Source organism: Mycobacterium sp. (assembly GCF_032159775.1).
Classification (GTDB): Bacteria; Actinomycetota; Actinomycetes; order Mycobacteriales; family Mycobacteriaceae; genus Mycobacterium.
The window spans coordinates 21,975-36,451 of record NZ_JAVHWK010000057.1 but is presented as its reverse complement, the minus strand read 5'-3'; the positions used below and the strand labels follow the sequence as shown (position 1 = coordinate 36,451).

Here is a 14,477-nt window from a genome sequence, read left to right as displayed (position 1 = left end):
GCCTGCGGCCGTGTTACAACAATGCTTGACCTGGCTTAACCGAGCTTTTTGGTGCGACGCTCTCCGCTGTGAGATTTACCTGCGCCGTCCTTGCCGCCGTCGGTCGATCCCGTCGGCCGCAATTCGGTCAAAATGTCTCGCAGTTCGTCGAGTTCGCGGCGCAGGTAGTCGCGGGTGGCGACCTCGCCGACGGCCAGCCGCAGCGCGGCGAGCTCACGGGCCAGGTACTCGGTATCGGCCTTGGTCTGCTCGGCCCGGCGGCGGTCCTCTTCCAGAGACACCCGGTCGCGGTTCTCCTGCCGGTTCTGGGCCAACAGGATCAGCGGCGCCGCATAGGCGGCCTGAGTGGAGAAGGCCAGGTTGAGAAGGATGAACGGGTAGGGATCCCAGCGCAGCTTGACCGCGAACAGGTTCAGGGAGATCCAGACGGCGACGAGGATCGTCTGCCACAGCAGGAAGCGCCCGGTGCCGAGGAACCGGGCGATGGACTCACTGAACTGCCCGACGGTCTCGGCGTCGACGGTGAAGGCGAATCGGCGCCGTGTCGTGCGCGGCGTGTCGAGGCGCTGGCGCGCCGACAGATCGCTCATGTCACCACCTCGGCGGTGGACATCTCGGGTTCCTCGCGCTCGCGCCAGTCGTCGGGCAGCAGGTGGTCGAGCACGTCGTCGACGGATACCGCGCCAAGCAGGTGGTTCTCGTCGTCGACCACCGGCCCGCAGACCAGGTTGTAGGCGGCGAAATACCGGGTGACGGCGGTCAGCGGGTCCTCGGGGCCGAGGTAGGGCAGGTCGGTGTCGAGCATGCCGCCGACCAGAGCGGCGGGCGGCTCCCGCAGCAGCCGCTGCAGGTGCACGCAGCCCAGGTAGCGACCGGTCGGAGTCGACGTCGGCGGCCGCACCACGATGACCAGCGAGGCCAGTGCCGGCGTCAGGTCGGGATCGCGGACACGGGCGAGGGCCTCCGCGACGGTGGTGTCCGGCGCAATCGCGACTGGCTCGGAGGTCATCAGTCCGCCCGCGGTGTCGGGCGAGTGCGCCAGCAGGCGGCGCACGTCTTCGGAATCCTCGGGATCCATCCGGCGAAGGAACAGCTCGGCATCGGCAGGGGTCATCGTGCCGAGCAGGTCGGCGGCATCGTCGGGATCCATCGCCTCGAGCACGTCGGCCGCCCGTTCCGGCTCCAGCTGCCGAAGCATGTTGGCCTGCTCCTCTTCGGGCAGCTCTTGAAGCACGTCGGCGAGCCGTTCGTCATCGAGGGCTCGGACCACCTCGAATCGACGTTTCTGCGGCAGCTCGCGGATCGCCTCGGCGACCTCGATCGGCCGCTGCCCCTCGAACTGTTCGAGCAGCTGGGCGACGCCCTGCCCGGGCATCGCCAGTCCCGACGGGGTCAAGCCCTGCACGCGCTGCCAGTCGACGATGTCGACGTTCCTGCGGCGACCCAGCCGGCGCCCCAGCGGCCGCACGGCGACCTTGGTGACCAGCCAGTCGCGGGTCCGCGACTGCTGGATGCCCAGGTCGATGACGACGACGTCCACCCCGTCGAGCTCCGGTAGCTCGGGGTCTTCGACGCGGACGCGGGTCTCGATCACCTGGCCGAGCACCAGCACCTCGCCGGGTCGTTGGGTGAACTTGCGCAACGACACATTGGCCGTGATCAGAGTGACGGCGCTGGGGTCGATCGCGGTTACCCGCCCGATAGGCACGAAGATCCGTCGACGGGTCAGCAGTTCGACGACGAGTCCGAGCACCCTCGGTTGATGGCGGACGATGCTGATGCTGATCACCACGTCGCGCACCCGGCCGATGGACTCGCCGTCGGGGCCCAACACCACCATTCCCGCAAGCCGGGCCGCGTAGACCCTGTTCACCGCCGCCATGACTCAAAGGGTAGAGAGTGTGGTTGTGGAAAACCGGTATCGACCCCGTCGAACCATCCTTTCGGTTCCCGGCAGCAGCGCCAAGATGATCGAGAAGGCCAAAACGCTGCCCGCTGACGAGGTGTTCCTCGACTTGGAGGACGCCGTCGCGCCGGACGCCAAGGTACAGGCGCGCAGCCAGGTGGCAAGCGCGCTGGCCGAGCCGGGCTGGGCCGGACAACTGCGCGGGGTCCGGGTCAACGACTGGACGACGCCGTGGACCTACAGCGACATCATCGAAGTGGTGTCCATTGCGGGCGCGTCGCTCGATGTCGTCGTACTGCCGAAGGTCACCGACGTGTCCCACGTCAACGCGCTGGACCTGTTGCTGAGCCAGTTGGAGACGACGCACGGCCTTCCGGTCGGCCGGATCGGCGTCGAGGCGCAGATCGAGAACGCGCAGGGGCTGACAAATATCGATGCGATCGCGGCCTGTCCGCGGGTGCAGGCGCTGGTGCTCGGCCCTGCGGACATGGCGGCCAGCCTGAACATGCGCACGCTCGTGGTGGGGGAGCAACCCGAGGGGTATGACGTCGGCGACGCGCATCACCACGTGCTGATGCGGATCCTGATCGCCGCGCGCACCCACGGCGTGCTCGCGATCGACGGCCCGTATCTGAAGGTGCGCGACGTCGATGCGTTCCGGCGGGTGGCGGGCCGGTCGGCGGCGCTGGGCTATGACGGCAAGTGGGTGCTGCACCCGGACCAGATCGCCGCGGGCAACGAGATCTTCAGCCCGCGCCAGGACGACTACGACCACGCGGAACTGATTCTCGAGGCATACGAGTGGCACACGTCGCAGGCGGGCGGGGCGCGCGGCGCGGTGATGCTCGGCGACGAGATGATCGACGAGGCCAGCCGCAAGATGGCGCTGGTGATCGCAGGCAAGGGACGCGCTGCGGGTATGACGCGGAACGCGGAGCCGTTTCAGCCGCCGAGCTAGCCGCGAAAAGCTATGGCGCCCACTGCCATTCAGATGCGGCGAGTCCGATGACGAAGACGAAGTAGAGCACCACCAAAGCGGTGATCAGGCCGCCGATGATGGTGCCAGCCAGCGCGAGTCCGTGACCGTCCTGGCCGGTGCGCCTGCATTCACGCATCGCGATGATTCCGAGAATCAGCCCTGCGATCGACGGCAACCCGCAGAACACGAGGCCTGCCAACGCGGTGACCAACGAAGCGATGGCCTTGCCGTTGGTACCCAGCGGCTTGCCAGGCCGATACGGGTCATAGGGCTGATACCCCGGATACGCGGGCGGATATCCGGCTGGCGGATAGCCGGCGGCCTGCGGGTATACCGGCGGCGGCAGCGTCGGGTAGCCCGCCGGATAGTCGACGGGCGCAAACGGATCCGGCTGCGGTGCCGACTGCTCCAACGGCGGGACTTCGGCACCGCGGAACGGCTGCTCTGGCGGCGTGCTCATATCAGCCGCTGAGCGCGAAGATGAACCAGATGAGGCCGATGATCAACGACGCGGCACCGACCGCGATGCCGGCGACCGCTAAGCCGTGGCCGCCCTGACCTTTCTGTTTGATCTGATTCAGCGCGACGAAACCGAGCGCGATGCCGATGGGTCCGCTTATCCAGCAGAGAAACCCGACCAGTGAGGCCACCAGCGACCAGACCGCCATCTGATTGGTTTCGGGCTGCGACTGACCGTAGCCCGCGCCGTATCCACCGGGGTATCCCGGCGCGCCGTACGACGGCGGTGGCGGCGGGTACCCGGGCGCGGCGCCGTACGGCGGCTGCGGCTGCGGCGGCGGGGGATAGGAGGGGGCGCCGTATCCCGGCTGACCCCCGACCGCCGACGGGTCGGGGTAGGGCGGCGGGTAACTCTGCTGTTGTGATTCCGGTGTCGGATAGCCGGGCGGCGGATAGACCGGCGCGGGCGGGTAGCCGGGTGGCGGATAGCCGCCCTGCTGATAGTCCGCGGGCGGTTGATAGCTCGGCGGCACGTCGTATCCAGTCGACGGCGGGGCATATCCGGGCGGGGTGTACTGCTCGGTGGGCGCTGACGGCGGGGCGTACTGCTCGGTGGGCGCTGACGGCGGGAAATACTGCTCGGCGGGGGCGGCAGGGGGGATGAATTGCTCCGTCGCGGGTTGCGGTTCGGGCTGCTCGTCCTGCTGCTGCGACTGCTCGATCGACGGTGCCTCGTAGCCACCGGATGTCGGCTCCGACGAGCCTGAACTAGGGTCGGATGCTGGCGTTTCGGAGGACTCCCCGCCCGGATTTGTCATGCTGTCAACCTAGCGTATGTGCTGGTACCCGCGGCCGGAGAGGCTGCGGGGCACCATCGTCCACCCCGGAGCGTTGAGCGTGTGTGGCCGAAAGAAATCTCGGCGCGGATAAAGGAGAATGAGGTTCGATGACCAGTCCCTTCCAGCCCGGACAGACTCCCGGCGCGACGCCTGGTGCACCGACATCCCCGGCCCGCGGGCCCGCCGCGCTGCCGACGCCTCCGAAGGGCTGGCCGATCGGCTCCTACCCCACCTACGCCGAGGCGCAGCGTGCGGTGGACCACCTCTCCGATCAGGAGTTCCCGGTTCAGCAGGTCACGATCGTCGGCGTTGACCTGATGCAGGTCGAGCGGGTAACGGGTCGCCTGACCTGGCCCAAGGTGCTGGGCGGCGGCGTCATCACCGGTGCGTGGCTGGGCCTGTTCATCGGGTTGATCCTCGGATTCTTCAGCGAGAATCCATGGGCGTCGCTCATCACCGGCCTCGTTGCAGGCGTCTTCTTCGGGCTGATCACCTCGGCAATCCCATACGCGATGGCTCGTGGCACAAGAGATTTCAGCTCGACGATGCAACTTGTCGCGGGCCGTTACGACGTGCTGTGTGACCCGCAGAGCGCCGAGAAGGGCCGGGATCTGCTGGCGCGCTTGACCATCTAGGCCCCGAAAAAGGGCCGCTACCGCAGGTCACGATCGCGCTGTTGCTGCCGACGCGCCGCTTGGAAGTGTTGCAAATCACGCACACCTGGCTCTACGGTTCTGGCGCGGGCGATTGCCCCGGAGCCGCGCCGGCGGCGACATTGGCCGCCGGAGCCGCTCCGGCGGCGACATGGTCCGCGGACAGGAGGCGGGTGGTGCACGCACGTCGACTGTGTGCAGCGGCATTGGCGGCCGCGACGACGGCATCGGTGGTGACGGCGTGTGGTTCGGGCGGCAGCGGGATCGTCATCAATTACTACACACCGGCAAGCGAAATGGCGACCTTCACCGCCGTCTCCAAGCGGTGCAACGAGGAGTTGGGCGGCCGCTTCACCATCCAGCAGATCAGCTTGCCGAAAGAGGCCGACGCCCAGCGCCTGCAACTGGCGCGGCGGCTGACGGGCAACGACAAGACCCTCGACCTGATGGCACTCGATGTGGTGTGGACGGCCGAGTTCGCCGAAGCTGGTTGGGCCTTGCCGCTTTCCGATGATCCGTCCGGCCGGGCCGAGACCGACGCCACCGGCAACACACTGCCCGGGCCGTTGGAGACGGCCAAGTGGCAGGACAAACTGTATGCCGCCCCCATCACGACCAACACCCAATTGCTTTGGTACCGAGCGGATTTGATGGACAAGCCGCCGACCACATGGGACGACATGGTCTCAGAGGCGACGCGGCTGCACGCAGAGGGCAAGCCGAGTTGGATTGCATTGCAGGCCAAGCAGTATGAGGGACTGGTGGTGTGGTTCAACACGCTGCTGGAAAGTGCGGGCGGTCAAGCGCTTTCCGACGACGGCAAGACCGTCACGCTGACCGACACCCCCGAGCATCGCGCGGCGACCGTCAAGGCGCTGCAGATCATGAAGGCCGTTGCCACCGCGCCAGGCGCGGACCCGTCGATCACCCAGACCGACGAAGGCACTGCGCGGCTGGCGCTCGAGCAGGGTAAAGCGGCGCTCGAGGTGAACTGGCCGTTCGTGCTGCCATCGATGCTGGAGAACGCCGTCAAGGGTGGCGTCGGTTTCCTGCCGCTCGACAAGGACCCCGCGCTGGCGGGCAGCATCGACGAGGTCGGGACCTTCTCACCGAGCGACGAACAGTTCGAAGCCGCCTACGAAGCCAGCAAGATGGTGTTCGGCTTCGCGCCGTATCCAGGGGTGCAATCGGGCGGAGACGCCAAGGTGACGCTGGGCGGACTCAACCTGGCGGTGGCGCGCACGACCCAGCACAAGGCGGAGGCGTTCGAGGCGATGCGGTGCCTGCGCAATGTCGAGAACCAGCGGTACACCTCGGTCGAGGGTGGACTGCCCGCGGTTCGGACATCGCTGTATGACGATCCGGCGTTCCAGAAGAAGTACCCGCAGTACGCGATCATCCGACAGCAGCTCACCAATGCCGCTGTGCGTCCGGCAACGCCGGTCTACCAGGCGGTGTCGACCAGGATCTCGGCCACGCTCGCGCCCGTCACCGACATCGAACCGGACAAGATGGCCGACGAGCTGACAGAGCAGGTCCAGAAGGCGATCGACGGTAAGGGGCTGGTCCCGTGACCGCCACGGTGGACGCACCGGCGAAAGCGGCGGGTGGCGGAACCGACAATCGCAAGTCCGACCGGCGCCTTGCCTATCTGTTGATTGCGCCCGCGGTGATCCTGATGCTCGCGGTCACCGCGTATCCGATCGGTTACGCGGTGTGGCTGAGCCTGCAGCGCTACAACCTGGCCGCACCCGACGACACGGCTTTCGTCGGGTTCGCCAACTACCAGACCGTTCTCACCGACCGGTACTGGTGGACGGCGTTCGTCGTGACGCTGGCGATCACCGTCATCTCGGTGGCGATCGAGTTCGTGCTCGGAATGGCGCTGGCATTGGTGATGCACCGGACGATCTTCGGTAGGGGCGTCGTGCGTACCTCGGTACTGATCCCGTACGGCATCGTGACCGTTGCCGCCTCTTACAGCTGGTATTACGCGTGGACCCCTGGCACCGGCTATCTGGCCAACCTGCTGCCCGAGGGCAGCGCGCCGTTGACCGAACAGCTTCCCTCGCTGGCGATCGTGATCCTCGCCGAGGTGTGGAAGACCACGCCTTTCATGGCGTTGCTCCTGCTCGCCGGGCTGGCACTCGTACCGCAGGATCTGCTCAACGCCGCGCAGGTCGACGGAGCCGGCGCGTGGAAGCGACTGGTGAAAATCATTCTGCCGCTTATCAAACCGGCGATCCTGGTCGCACTTCTGTTCCGGACCCTCGACGCGTTCCGGATCTTCGACAACATCTACGTCCTCACCGGCGGCGCCAACAGCACCGGATCGGTGTCGATCCTGGGCTACGACAACCTTTTCAAGGCGTTCAACCTCGGGTTGGGTTCGGCGATCAGCGTGCTGATCTTCCTGTCCGTGGCGGTGATCGCGTTCATCTACATCATGATCTTCGGCGCGTCGGCACCAGGATCGGATGAGGAGAGGCGCTGACATGACTGAGCGGGTCGGTGCGGGCAGGGCGACGGGATGGACCGTCGTCAACGTCCTGGTCGTCATCTATGCGCTTTTCCCGGTGCTGTGGATCCTGAGCCTGTCGTTGAAACCGACGTCAACGGTCAAGGACGGCAAGCTGATTCCATCGGCGGTTACCTTCGACAACTACAAGGGCATCTTCTCGGGGAACGCCTTCAGTTCGGCGCTGATCAACTCGATCGGGATCGGCCTCATCACGACCGTCATCGCGGTGATCATCGGCGGAATGGCCGCCTACGCCGTCGCGCGCCTGAGCTTCCCCGGCAAGCGGTTGCTGGTCGGTGTCGCGCTGTTGATCGCCATGTTCCCGCAGATCTCCCTGGTCACACCGATCTTCAACCTGTGGCGCAGCATCGGGCTTTTCGACACCTGGCCCGGCCTGATCATCCCGTACATCACATTCGCGTTGCCGTTGGCCATCTACACGCTGTCGGCGTTCTTCCGGGAGATCCCGTGGGATCTGGAGAGGGCGGCCAAGATGGACGGCGCCACACCGGCGCAGGCGTTCCGCAAGGTGATCGCTCCGCTGGCGGCGCCGGGCATCGTCACCGCCGCCATCCTGGTTTTCATCTTCGCGTGGAACGACCTTTTGCTCGCCCTGTCGTTGACGGCCACGCAGCGCGCGATCACAGCGCCGGTGGCGATCGCGAACTTCACCGGCAGTTCGCAATTCGAGGAGCCGACCGGGTCGATCGCGGCAGGCGCGATGGTGATCACGATTCCGATCGTTATCTTTGTTCTGATCTTCCAGCGACGGATCGTCGCTGGTTTGACCTCCGGTGCGGTGAAGGGGTAGTTCGATGGCCGAGATCGTGTTGGATCGGGTGACGAAGAGTTACCCCGACGGCGCCACGGCCGTGAAGGATCTGTCGATGACGATCGCCGACGGCGAGTTCATCATCCTGGTGGGTCCCTCCGGATGCGGAAAGTCGACCACGCTGAACATGATCGCCGGCCTCGAGGACATCTCGTCGGGCGAAATGCGAATCGGCGGCGAGCGGGTCAACGAGAAGGCCCCCAAGGATCGCGATATAGCGATGGTTTTCCAGTCCTACGCGCTCTACCCGCATATGACCGTCCGGCAGAACATTGCCTTCCCGTTGACGTTGGCCAAAGTGAAGAAGGCCGAAATCGCGTCCAAGGTCGAGGAAACCGCGAAGATTCTCGATCTCACCGAGTTGCTCGACCGCAAACCCGGCCAGCTGTCGGGCGGTCAGCGCCAGCGCGTCGCGATGGGTCGCGCGATCGTGCGCGATCCCAAGGCGTTCCTGATGGATGAGCCGCTGTCGAATTTGGACGCCAAGCTACGAGTGCAGATGCGCTCGGAGATCGCCCGCCTGCAGAACCGTCTTGGCACCACAACGGTTTACGTGACACACGACCAGACCGAAGCGATGACGCTGGGGGATCGCGTCGTCGTTCTTCGCGCGGGCGAGGCGCAGCAGATCGGCACCCCCGAGGAGCTGTACGCCAGGCCTGCCAACCTTTTCGTCGCCGGCTTCATCGGATCGCCTGCGATGAACTTCTTCCCGGCGACGATGACCGATGTCGGAATCAGGCTGCCATTCGGGGACGTCACGCTGACGCAGGAGGTGCACGACCTGCTCGCGAAGCACAACTCACCGCCGAACGTGATCGTGGGTGTCCGGCCCGAGCATCTCGAGGACGCTTCGCTGATCGACACCTATGCGCGGATCCGCGCGTTGACATTCGAGGTGACGGCGGACTTCGTCGAATCGCTCGGCGCGGACAAGTACGTGCATTTCATCGCCGAAGGTGCGGGTGCCCGTGCCCAGCAGCTCGCGGAGCTGGCCGCAGAGTCGGGTGTCGGCGAGAACGAGTTCGTGGCAAGGGTTTCCACCGAGTCGAAGGTGACGCCCGGTCAGACGATCGAGCTCGCATTGGACACGACAAGACTGGTCATCTTCAACGCCGATACCGGGGCCAACCTCTCCATCCCGCCTGCCGGCGCAACCGAGGAGCAGGCGCCGCCGCCGACACCTTCTGAGGCTGAACCTCCATCGGAGGCCGAACAGCAGACCGCGCCCGACGCGGAGTGACCGATGTCCTTGCGGAGGTCCGCGCTCGCCTGAGCGCGCACTTCGACCGGGAGCCCGACGCCGCGAGCGTGACGTTTCTGGGCACTCAGTCGTTCGACGTGTTGCGGTTCGGTCCCGACGGCAACGGTGTCATTCACTATGTGACGCTTGGGTGTTCGCGTGAGCCGATGACCGATCCGGCGGAACTGGCCGCGGATCCCGTGCGTGGCCCTCGCGCCGAAGTCGCTGTTTCGCTGCGCGGGCCGACGCCGTCGGGGCTGGCCCGCAGCGTCGCGGTGGTCGCCGCGGCGCCCGCCGTAGAGGGGTTGGTCCTGGTTCCCGATTCGCTGGTCGACCTCGGCTCCCCGCTGTGGGAGGCGGCCCCCTTCACAGCATTCCTATTGAACCGCGGCGACATCGACGACGTCGCGTTACCCGCACCGCTGGATCCGGTGACCGTCCTGTCGGCGACACCGATCACCCCGACGGAGGCGGCGTGGGTCCGGCTCAAGGGCGCCGAAGCGATGCGTGAGGCGTGGCGGGCCGATGGTGTCGACGTGCTCGACCCGAGGCGTAAGGCGTCTGCGCCGAGCTGATATCCGCGAAACGGAATTCCAGCACCCAAAGTGCGAGAACGGGGGTGCTGGAATTCCGTTTCGGCGCGTGGACGGCTAGAGATCTCCGGTGATGCGGTTGCTTTCCGCTTTGGCGACGGTATTGCCGTTACGGTCCACGAAGCGTGCGCCGACGTAGATCTCGTCCTGGCCGCCGTCTCCGATGTTCTCGAACGTTCCGCTGTCCTCGTCCAATTGCAGATGCGACAGCGTCGCAGCGTTTTCGAAATGCAGCCCGTCTTCTGCTGCGAACAACCCAAACGCGTTGACCGGTCCAAAGATCAGATCGTCGTCGTTTGTGTCGTCGCCCCAGTAGCGCAGGGCGATAGAGTAGTCACCGTGGTCGATGGTGTCTTGGGCGGCGGCCTTCGACATCGTCACCACCCCGCTGGCGTAGATCACCTGCTGGTTGAAATAGCCGCCGTCGGTGCGCGATGAATCGGCAGGGGTCATTCGGATCTCGTTGGTCATCGAGAGGTTCGCCGGTGCGGCGGATGCGGGCACTGGCGCGACGACGGCACCTACCGCGAAAGCCAGAGCGGTGGCCGCGGCGGCTCGGTGGTATGTGGACATGGCTGTTCCTCGGTTTTGTGGGTGCTTGTAAAACCTGCGCCACCAACGACGTTGGGAGTTCGGCTTCTCGGGTATGACACGGCGAACTCACAGCGCAGGTTCAACTTCGCCCGAGGGAGTGGCCTACGTCACACTGCGCACGCGTTCAGTCAGAGCCAGTGGTTGCGACGTAATGTCCGGTACAGCAGGAAACACACACAGAACATCACCGTCAGCACCGCCGGATATCCCCACGTCCAGTGGAGTTCGGGCATGTGCTCGAAGTTCATCCCGTAGATGCCTGCCAGCGCGGTGGGCACGGCGGCGATCGCCACCCACGCCGAGATCTTGCGCATGTCGACGTTCTGCTGCATGGCCACCTTGCCGAGCGCAGCCTGTACCAAAGAGCTGAGCATGTCGTCGTAGCTCGTGATCCGATCGGAGGCCTGGATGTTGTGATCCAGCACGTCGCGCATGTAGCGCCGGACCTCGATCGAAATCAGGTCGTTGTGGTCGGTGCCGAGGCGTTGAAGCGCGAGCGTGAACGGGTTGACGGCCCTGCGTAATTCGACGACCTCCCGCTTCAGCAGGTAGATGCATTCGATGTTGGTGTGCGTCACGGGGGAGAAGATGTCTTCTTCCATCGCGTCGATGTCGACCTCGATGAGGTCGGTGACGTCGAGATAGTCGTCGACCACATGGTCGGCGATCGCGTGCATGATCGCGTACGGGCCGAGCTTGAGCAGCGCGGGTGAGGCCTCCAACCGCCTGCGCACCCCGGCCAGTTCACCGTGCTCCCCGTGCCGGACCGTCACCACGAAGTCGGCGCCGACGAAGACCATGATCTCTCCCGTCTCGACGATCTCCCGCGCCTTGGCCACCGACTCGTGCTCGATGTAGTTGACCGTCTTGAGGACCATGAAAAGCGTCTTGTCGTAGCGCTCCAGCTTGGGCCGCTGGTGAGCGTGCACGGCGTCCTCGACGGCCAGCTCATGAAGACCGAACACATCACCGACGGCCTGCATCTGATGTTCGTCGGGCTCGTGCAGGCCGATCCAGACGAACGCGACTTTGCCCTCGGCTTCGAGCTCATGAACCTTGTTCAGCGCCGCGGCGTGGGTGTACTTGCCGGACAGCCGCTTGCCGTCGACGTAGACGGCGCAGTCGACCATCGCCCGCGCGACGGGGACGTGGATCGACTTGGCGTCGGGATGAGTGTGCTTGGTTCGCACAGGGCGAAGGGATGGCGGCAGAGCGCCCCGAAACGAAGGCATGATCCGACCTCCTCGCAGCGCAGGCCTTATTCGGCCTCGGACAATGTTACGCGCGGGTGGTTGTGGACCGGCGGTTTGAGGCTGACGCCGGTGCGCTAGTTTCGACGCGGAAAACCACTCTTCTCAAGGAGCCTTCGACGTGAGCACTTCTCCCCTCAAGGTCGCGGTGACCGGAGCCGCCGGCCAGATCGGCTACAGCCTGCTGTTCCGCCTGGCGAGCGGCTCGTTGCTGGGCCCCGACCGTCCGATCGAGCTCCGCCTGCTGGAGATCGAGCCGGCGCTGAAGGCGCTCGAGGGTGTGGTCATGGAGCTCGACGACTGCGCGTTCCCGTTGCTTGCCGGCGTGCAGATCGGCGCTGACGCCAACAAGATCTTCGACGGTGTGAACCTCGCCCTGCTCGTCGGAGCCAGGCCGCGTGGCCCCGGCATGGAGCGCGGCGACCTGCTCGAGGCCAACGGCGCGATCTTCACCGCGCAGGGCAAGGCGCTCAACGAGGTCGCTGCAGACGACGTCCGGATCGGTGTTACCGGCAACCCGGCCAACACCAACGCGCTGATCGCGTTGAGCAACGCACCCGACATCCCGCACGAGCGGTTCTCCGCGCTGACCCGCCTCGATCACAACCGGGCGATCTCGCAGCTGGCCCGCAAGACCGGCGCGAAGGTCACCGACATCAAGAAGATGACGATCTGGGGCAACCACTCGGCCACCCAGTACCCCGACGTGTTCCACGCCGAGGTCGGGGGCCGCAATGCCGCCGAGGTCGTCAACGACCAGGACTGGATCGAGAACGACTTCATCCCGACGGTCGCCAAGCGCGGCGCGGCGATCATCGACGCACGCGGCGCATCCTCGGCCGCGTCAGCCGCTTCGGCGACCACCGATGCCGCCCGCGACTGGCTGCTGGGCAGCGCGAAGGACGACTGGGTGTCGATGGCGGTCGTCTCCGATGGCAGCTACGGCGTCCCCGAGGGTCTGATCTCGTCGTTCCCCGTGACCACGACGGACGGTAACTGGACGATCGTGCAGGGACTCGAGATCGACGAGTTCTCCCGTGGCCGGATCGACAAGTCGACGGCCGAGCTTGCCGACGAGCGCAAGGCGGTCAAGGAACTCGGACTGATCTGAGGCGATCAGGTCTCGAAATCCGGCCCAATGCTGCGATCCACCGGCTCACCGGGCCGGTGGTTGGGCGCGGCGTCGATGCGCTTCCATTCGCCCGGGGGGTAGTACTCCGACCACCTGCCCGGTTCCGCATAGTGCAGCACGAGAACACCATCGGCGACGAAGTCGTAGACGTCGTCGTCTCCGCAGTCCTGCGTCCCCTCGCCGAGCCGTACCTTGAAAGCCATAGATGCAGTATTGCGGAGCCGCTCGGTCGGGCCTCGTGCGACCCGAGGCGATTAGGTTACCTACCAGTTCGTCGTTACCCTGAGGCGCGTGCCGGAGATGCCAGACAATCCGCAGGTCGTCGTCACTGACGAGGAGATCTTCGAGGCTCACGCAGCGGGCAAACTCTCTGTGGCGCTGAAGGCTCCGCTGGACACCCAACGCGCCCTTTCGGTCGCCTACACCCCTGGAGTAGCTCAGGTCAGTCGCGCGATCGCGGCCGATCACACCTTGGCTGCCCGGTACACCTGGGCGAGCCGACTGGTCGCCGTCGTCAGTGACGGCAGCGCCGTACTCGGCCTCGGCGACATCGGACCGGCGGCGTCGCTGCCGGTGATGGAAGGCAAGTGCGGGCTCTTCAAGGCGTACGGCGACCTGGACGCGATCCCGATCGTGCTGGACACCAAGGATCCCGACGAGATCGTCGAGACGCTGGTGCGGCTGCGCCCGACGTTCGGCGCGGTCAACCTCGAGGACATTTCGGCGCCGCGCTGCTTCGATATCGAACGGCGCCTCATCGAGGCCCTCGACTGCCCGGTGATGCACGACGACCAACACGGCACCGCGATCGTCGTGCTGGCGGCGATGATGGGCGCGACGAAAGTGCTCGACCGCGACATGTCCTCGCTGCGCGTCGTCATCTCGGGTGTCGGCGCGGCGGGCATGGCGTGCGCCAACATCCTCCTGGCGGCGGGTGTTTCGGATATGACGGTGCTGGACTCGCGCGGCATCCTGCATCCGAACCGGGATGACCTGACGCCGGTGAAGCTCGACCTGGCGCAGCGCACCAACCCCGACGGGCTGTCCGGCGGCATGGTCGAAGCGCTCAAGGGTGCCGACATGTTCCTGGGCCTGTCCGGCGGCCTCGTGCCCGAAGAGCTGATCGCGACGATGGCGCCCGACGGCATCGTGTTCGCGCTGTCCAATCCCGATCCGGAGATCCATCCCGAGATCGCCGCCAAGCATGCGGCCGTGGTAGCCACCGGCCGAAGCGACTTTTTGAACCAGATCAACAATGTGCTGGCGTTCCCCGGTGTGTTCCGCGGGGCGCTGGACGCCGGCGCCCGCCGGATCACCGAGAAGATGAAAGTCGCTGCCGCCGAGGCGATCTTCAGTGTCGTCGGCGACGACCTCGCCGCCGAGTACATCGTGCCCAGCCCGCTGGACCCGCGCGTCGGGCCCGCCGTGGCCGCAGCGGTCGCGGCGGCGTCGGACGCCGAGGCCGTCTGACCGTCC

Annotated in this window: 16 protein-coding genes; 9 read left to right on the top strand and 7 right to left on the bottom strand. The window is 66.0% G+C overall.

Going from position 1 to position 14,477, the window contains the following annotated elements:
• Window positions 1-35: 35 nt before the first annotated feature.
• Complete coding sequence (locus QOJ24_RS06145) at window positions 36-590, bottom strand: DUF1003 domain-containing protein (protein WP_526260097.1); 555 nt, start codon at window positions 588-590, stop codon at window positions 36-38.
• Window positions 587-1,882: a magnesium transporter MgtE N-terminal domain-containing protein gene (locus tag QOJ24_RS06140; RefSeq protein ID WP_526260096.1), complete on the bottom strand. Its 1,296-nt coding sequence runs from the start codon at window positions 1,880-1,882 to the stop codon at window positions 587-589. Before QOJ24_RS06140 ends, QOJ24_RS06145 begins: the two co-directional genes overlap by 4 nt.
• A 25-nt stretch (window positions 1,883-1,907) precedes the next feature.
• Between QOJ24_RS06140 and QOJ24_RS06135 the strand changes: the two genes are divergently transcribed.
• The gene (locus QOJ24_RS06135) at window positions 1,908-2,864 is read left to right on the top strand and encodes an HpcH/HpaI aldolase/citrate lyase family protein (protein WP_526260123.1); all 957 of its coding nucleotides are present in this window, start codon (window positions 1,908-1,910) and stop codon (window positions 2,862-2,864) included.
• Window positions 2,865-2,874: 10 nt separating this feature from the next.
• Here the strand turns inward: QOJ24_RS06135 and QOJ24_RS06130 are convergent, their stop codons facing one another.
• A complete protein-coding gene (locus QOJ24_RS06130; RefSeq protein WP_526260095.1) occupies window positions 2,875-3,345 on the bottom strand; it encodes a DUF4190 domain-containing protein in 471 nt (156 codons plus the stop codon).
• Between the two features lies 1 nt (window position 3,346).
• A complete protein-coding gene (locus tag QOJ24_RS06125) occupies window positions 3,347-4,162 on the bottom strand; it encodes a DUF4190 domain-containing protein (protein WP_526260094.1) in 816 nt (271 codons plus the stop codon).
• Between the two features lie 128 nt (window positions 4,163-4,290).
• On the opposite strand from QOJ24_RS06125, the gene QOJ24_RS06120 reads away from it, so the two are divergent.
• The 6 genes from QOJ24_RS06120 (at window position 4,291) to QOJ24_RS06095 (ending at window position 10,007) form a co-directional block, all read left to right on the top strand.
• Window positions 4,291-4,818 carry a general stress protein gene (locus QOJ24_RS06120; protein WP_526260093.1) on the top strand — a complete coding sequence of 176 codons (528 nt, stop codon included), beginning with the start codon at window positions 4,291-4,293 and terminating at the stop codon, window positions 4,816-4,818.
• Window positions 4,819-5,012: 194 nt separating this feature from the next.
• Window positions 5,013-6,410, top strand: coding sequence for an ABC transporter substrate-binding protein (locus QOJ24_RS06115; RefSeq protein ID WP_526260092.1), 1,398 nt, complete (start codon window positions 5,013-5,015; stop codon window positions 6,408-6,410).
• Window positions 6,407-7,330, top strand: a complete 924-nt coding sequence (locus QOJ24_RS06110; protein WP_526260091.1) for a carbohydrate ABC transporter permease — start codon at window positions 6,407-6,409, stop codon at window positions 7,328-7,330. Before QOJ24_RS06115 ends, QOJ24_RS06110 begins: the two co-directional genes overlap by 4 nt.
• A 1-nt stretch (window position 7,331) precedes the next feature.
• Window positions 7,332-8,168, top strand: a complete 837-nt coding sequence (locus QOJ24_RS06105; protein ID WP_526260090.1) for a carbohydrate ABC transporter permease — start codon at window positions 7,332-7,334, stop codon at window positions 8,166-8,168.
• A gap of 4 nt (window positions 8,169-8,172) precedes the next feature.
• Complete coding sequence (locus QOJ24_RS06100; RefSeq protein WP_526260089.1) at window positions 8,173-9,432, top strand: ABC transporter ATP-binding protein; 1,260 nt, start codon at window positions 8,173-8,175, stop codon at window positions 9,430-9,432.
• Window positions 9,429-10,007 carry a suppressor of fused domain protein gene (locus QOJ24_RS06095; protein ID WP_526260088.1) on the top strand — a complete coding sequence of 193 codons (579 nt, stop codon included), beginning with the start codon at window positions 9,429-9,431 and terminating at the stop codon, window positions 10,005-10,007. Before QOJ24_RS06100 ends, QOJ24_RS06095 begins: the two co-directional genes overlap by 4 nt.
• Window positions 10,008-10,082: 75 nt before the next feature.
• Here QOJ24_RS06095 and QOJ24_RS06090 read toward each other — a convergent pair whose 3' ends face one another.
• Both QOJ24_RS06090 and corA read right to left on the bottom strand, forming a co-directional pair.
• The gene (locus tag QOJ24_RS06090; RefSeq protein ID WP_526260087.1) at window positions 10,083-10,598 is read right to left on the bottom strand and encodes a hypothetical protein; all 516 of its coding nucleotides are present in this window, start codon (window positions 10,596-10,598) and stop codon (window positions 10,083-10,085) included.
• A 149-nt stretch (window positions 10,599-10,747) separates the two neighbouring features.
• Window positions 10,748-11,851, bottom strand: coding sequence for a magnesium/cobalt transporter CorA (corA, locus tag QOJ24_RS06085; protein ID WP_526260086.1), 1,104 nt, complete (start codon window positions 11,849-11,851; stop codon window positions 10,748-10,750).
• Window positions 11,852-11,990: 139 nt separating this feature from the next.
• Here corA and QOJ24_RS06080 point away from each other — a divergent pair, with 139 nt between their 5' ends.
• On the top strand, window positions 11,991-12,980 hold the full coding sequence (locus QOJ24_RS06080) for a malate dehydrogenase (RefSeq protein ID WP_526260085.1): 990 nt from the start codon (window positions 11,991-11,993) through the stop codon (window positions 12,978-12,980).
• A 5-nt stretch (window positions 12,981-12,985) separates the two neighbouring features.
• Here the strand turns inward: QOJ24_RS06080 and QOJ24_RS06075 are convergent, their stop codons facing one another.
• Entirely contained in the window at window positions 12,986-13,204 is a 219-nt protein-coding gene (locus QOJ24_RS06075) for a hypothetical protein (protein WP_526260084.1), read from the bottom strand.
• Window positions 13,205-13,301: 97 nt separating this feature from the next.
• Between QOJ24_RS06075 and QOJ24_RS06070 the strand changes: the two genes are divergently transcribed.
• Window positions 13,302-14,471: an NAD(P)-dependent malic enzyme gene (locus tag QOJ24_RS06070; protein WP_526260122.1), complete on the top strand. Its 1,170-nt coding sequence runs from the start codon at window positions 13,302-13,304 to the stop codon at window positions 14,469-14,471.
• Window positions 14,472-14,477 lie beyond the last annotated feature (6 nt).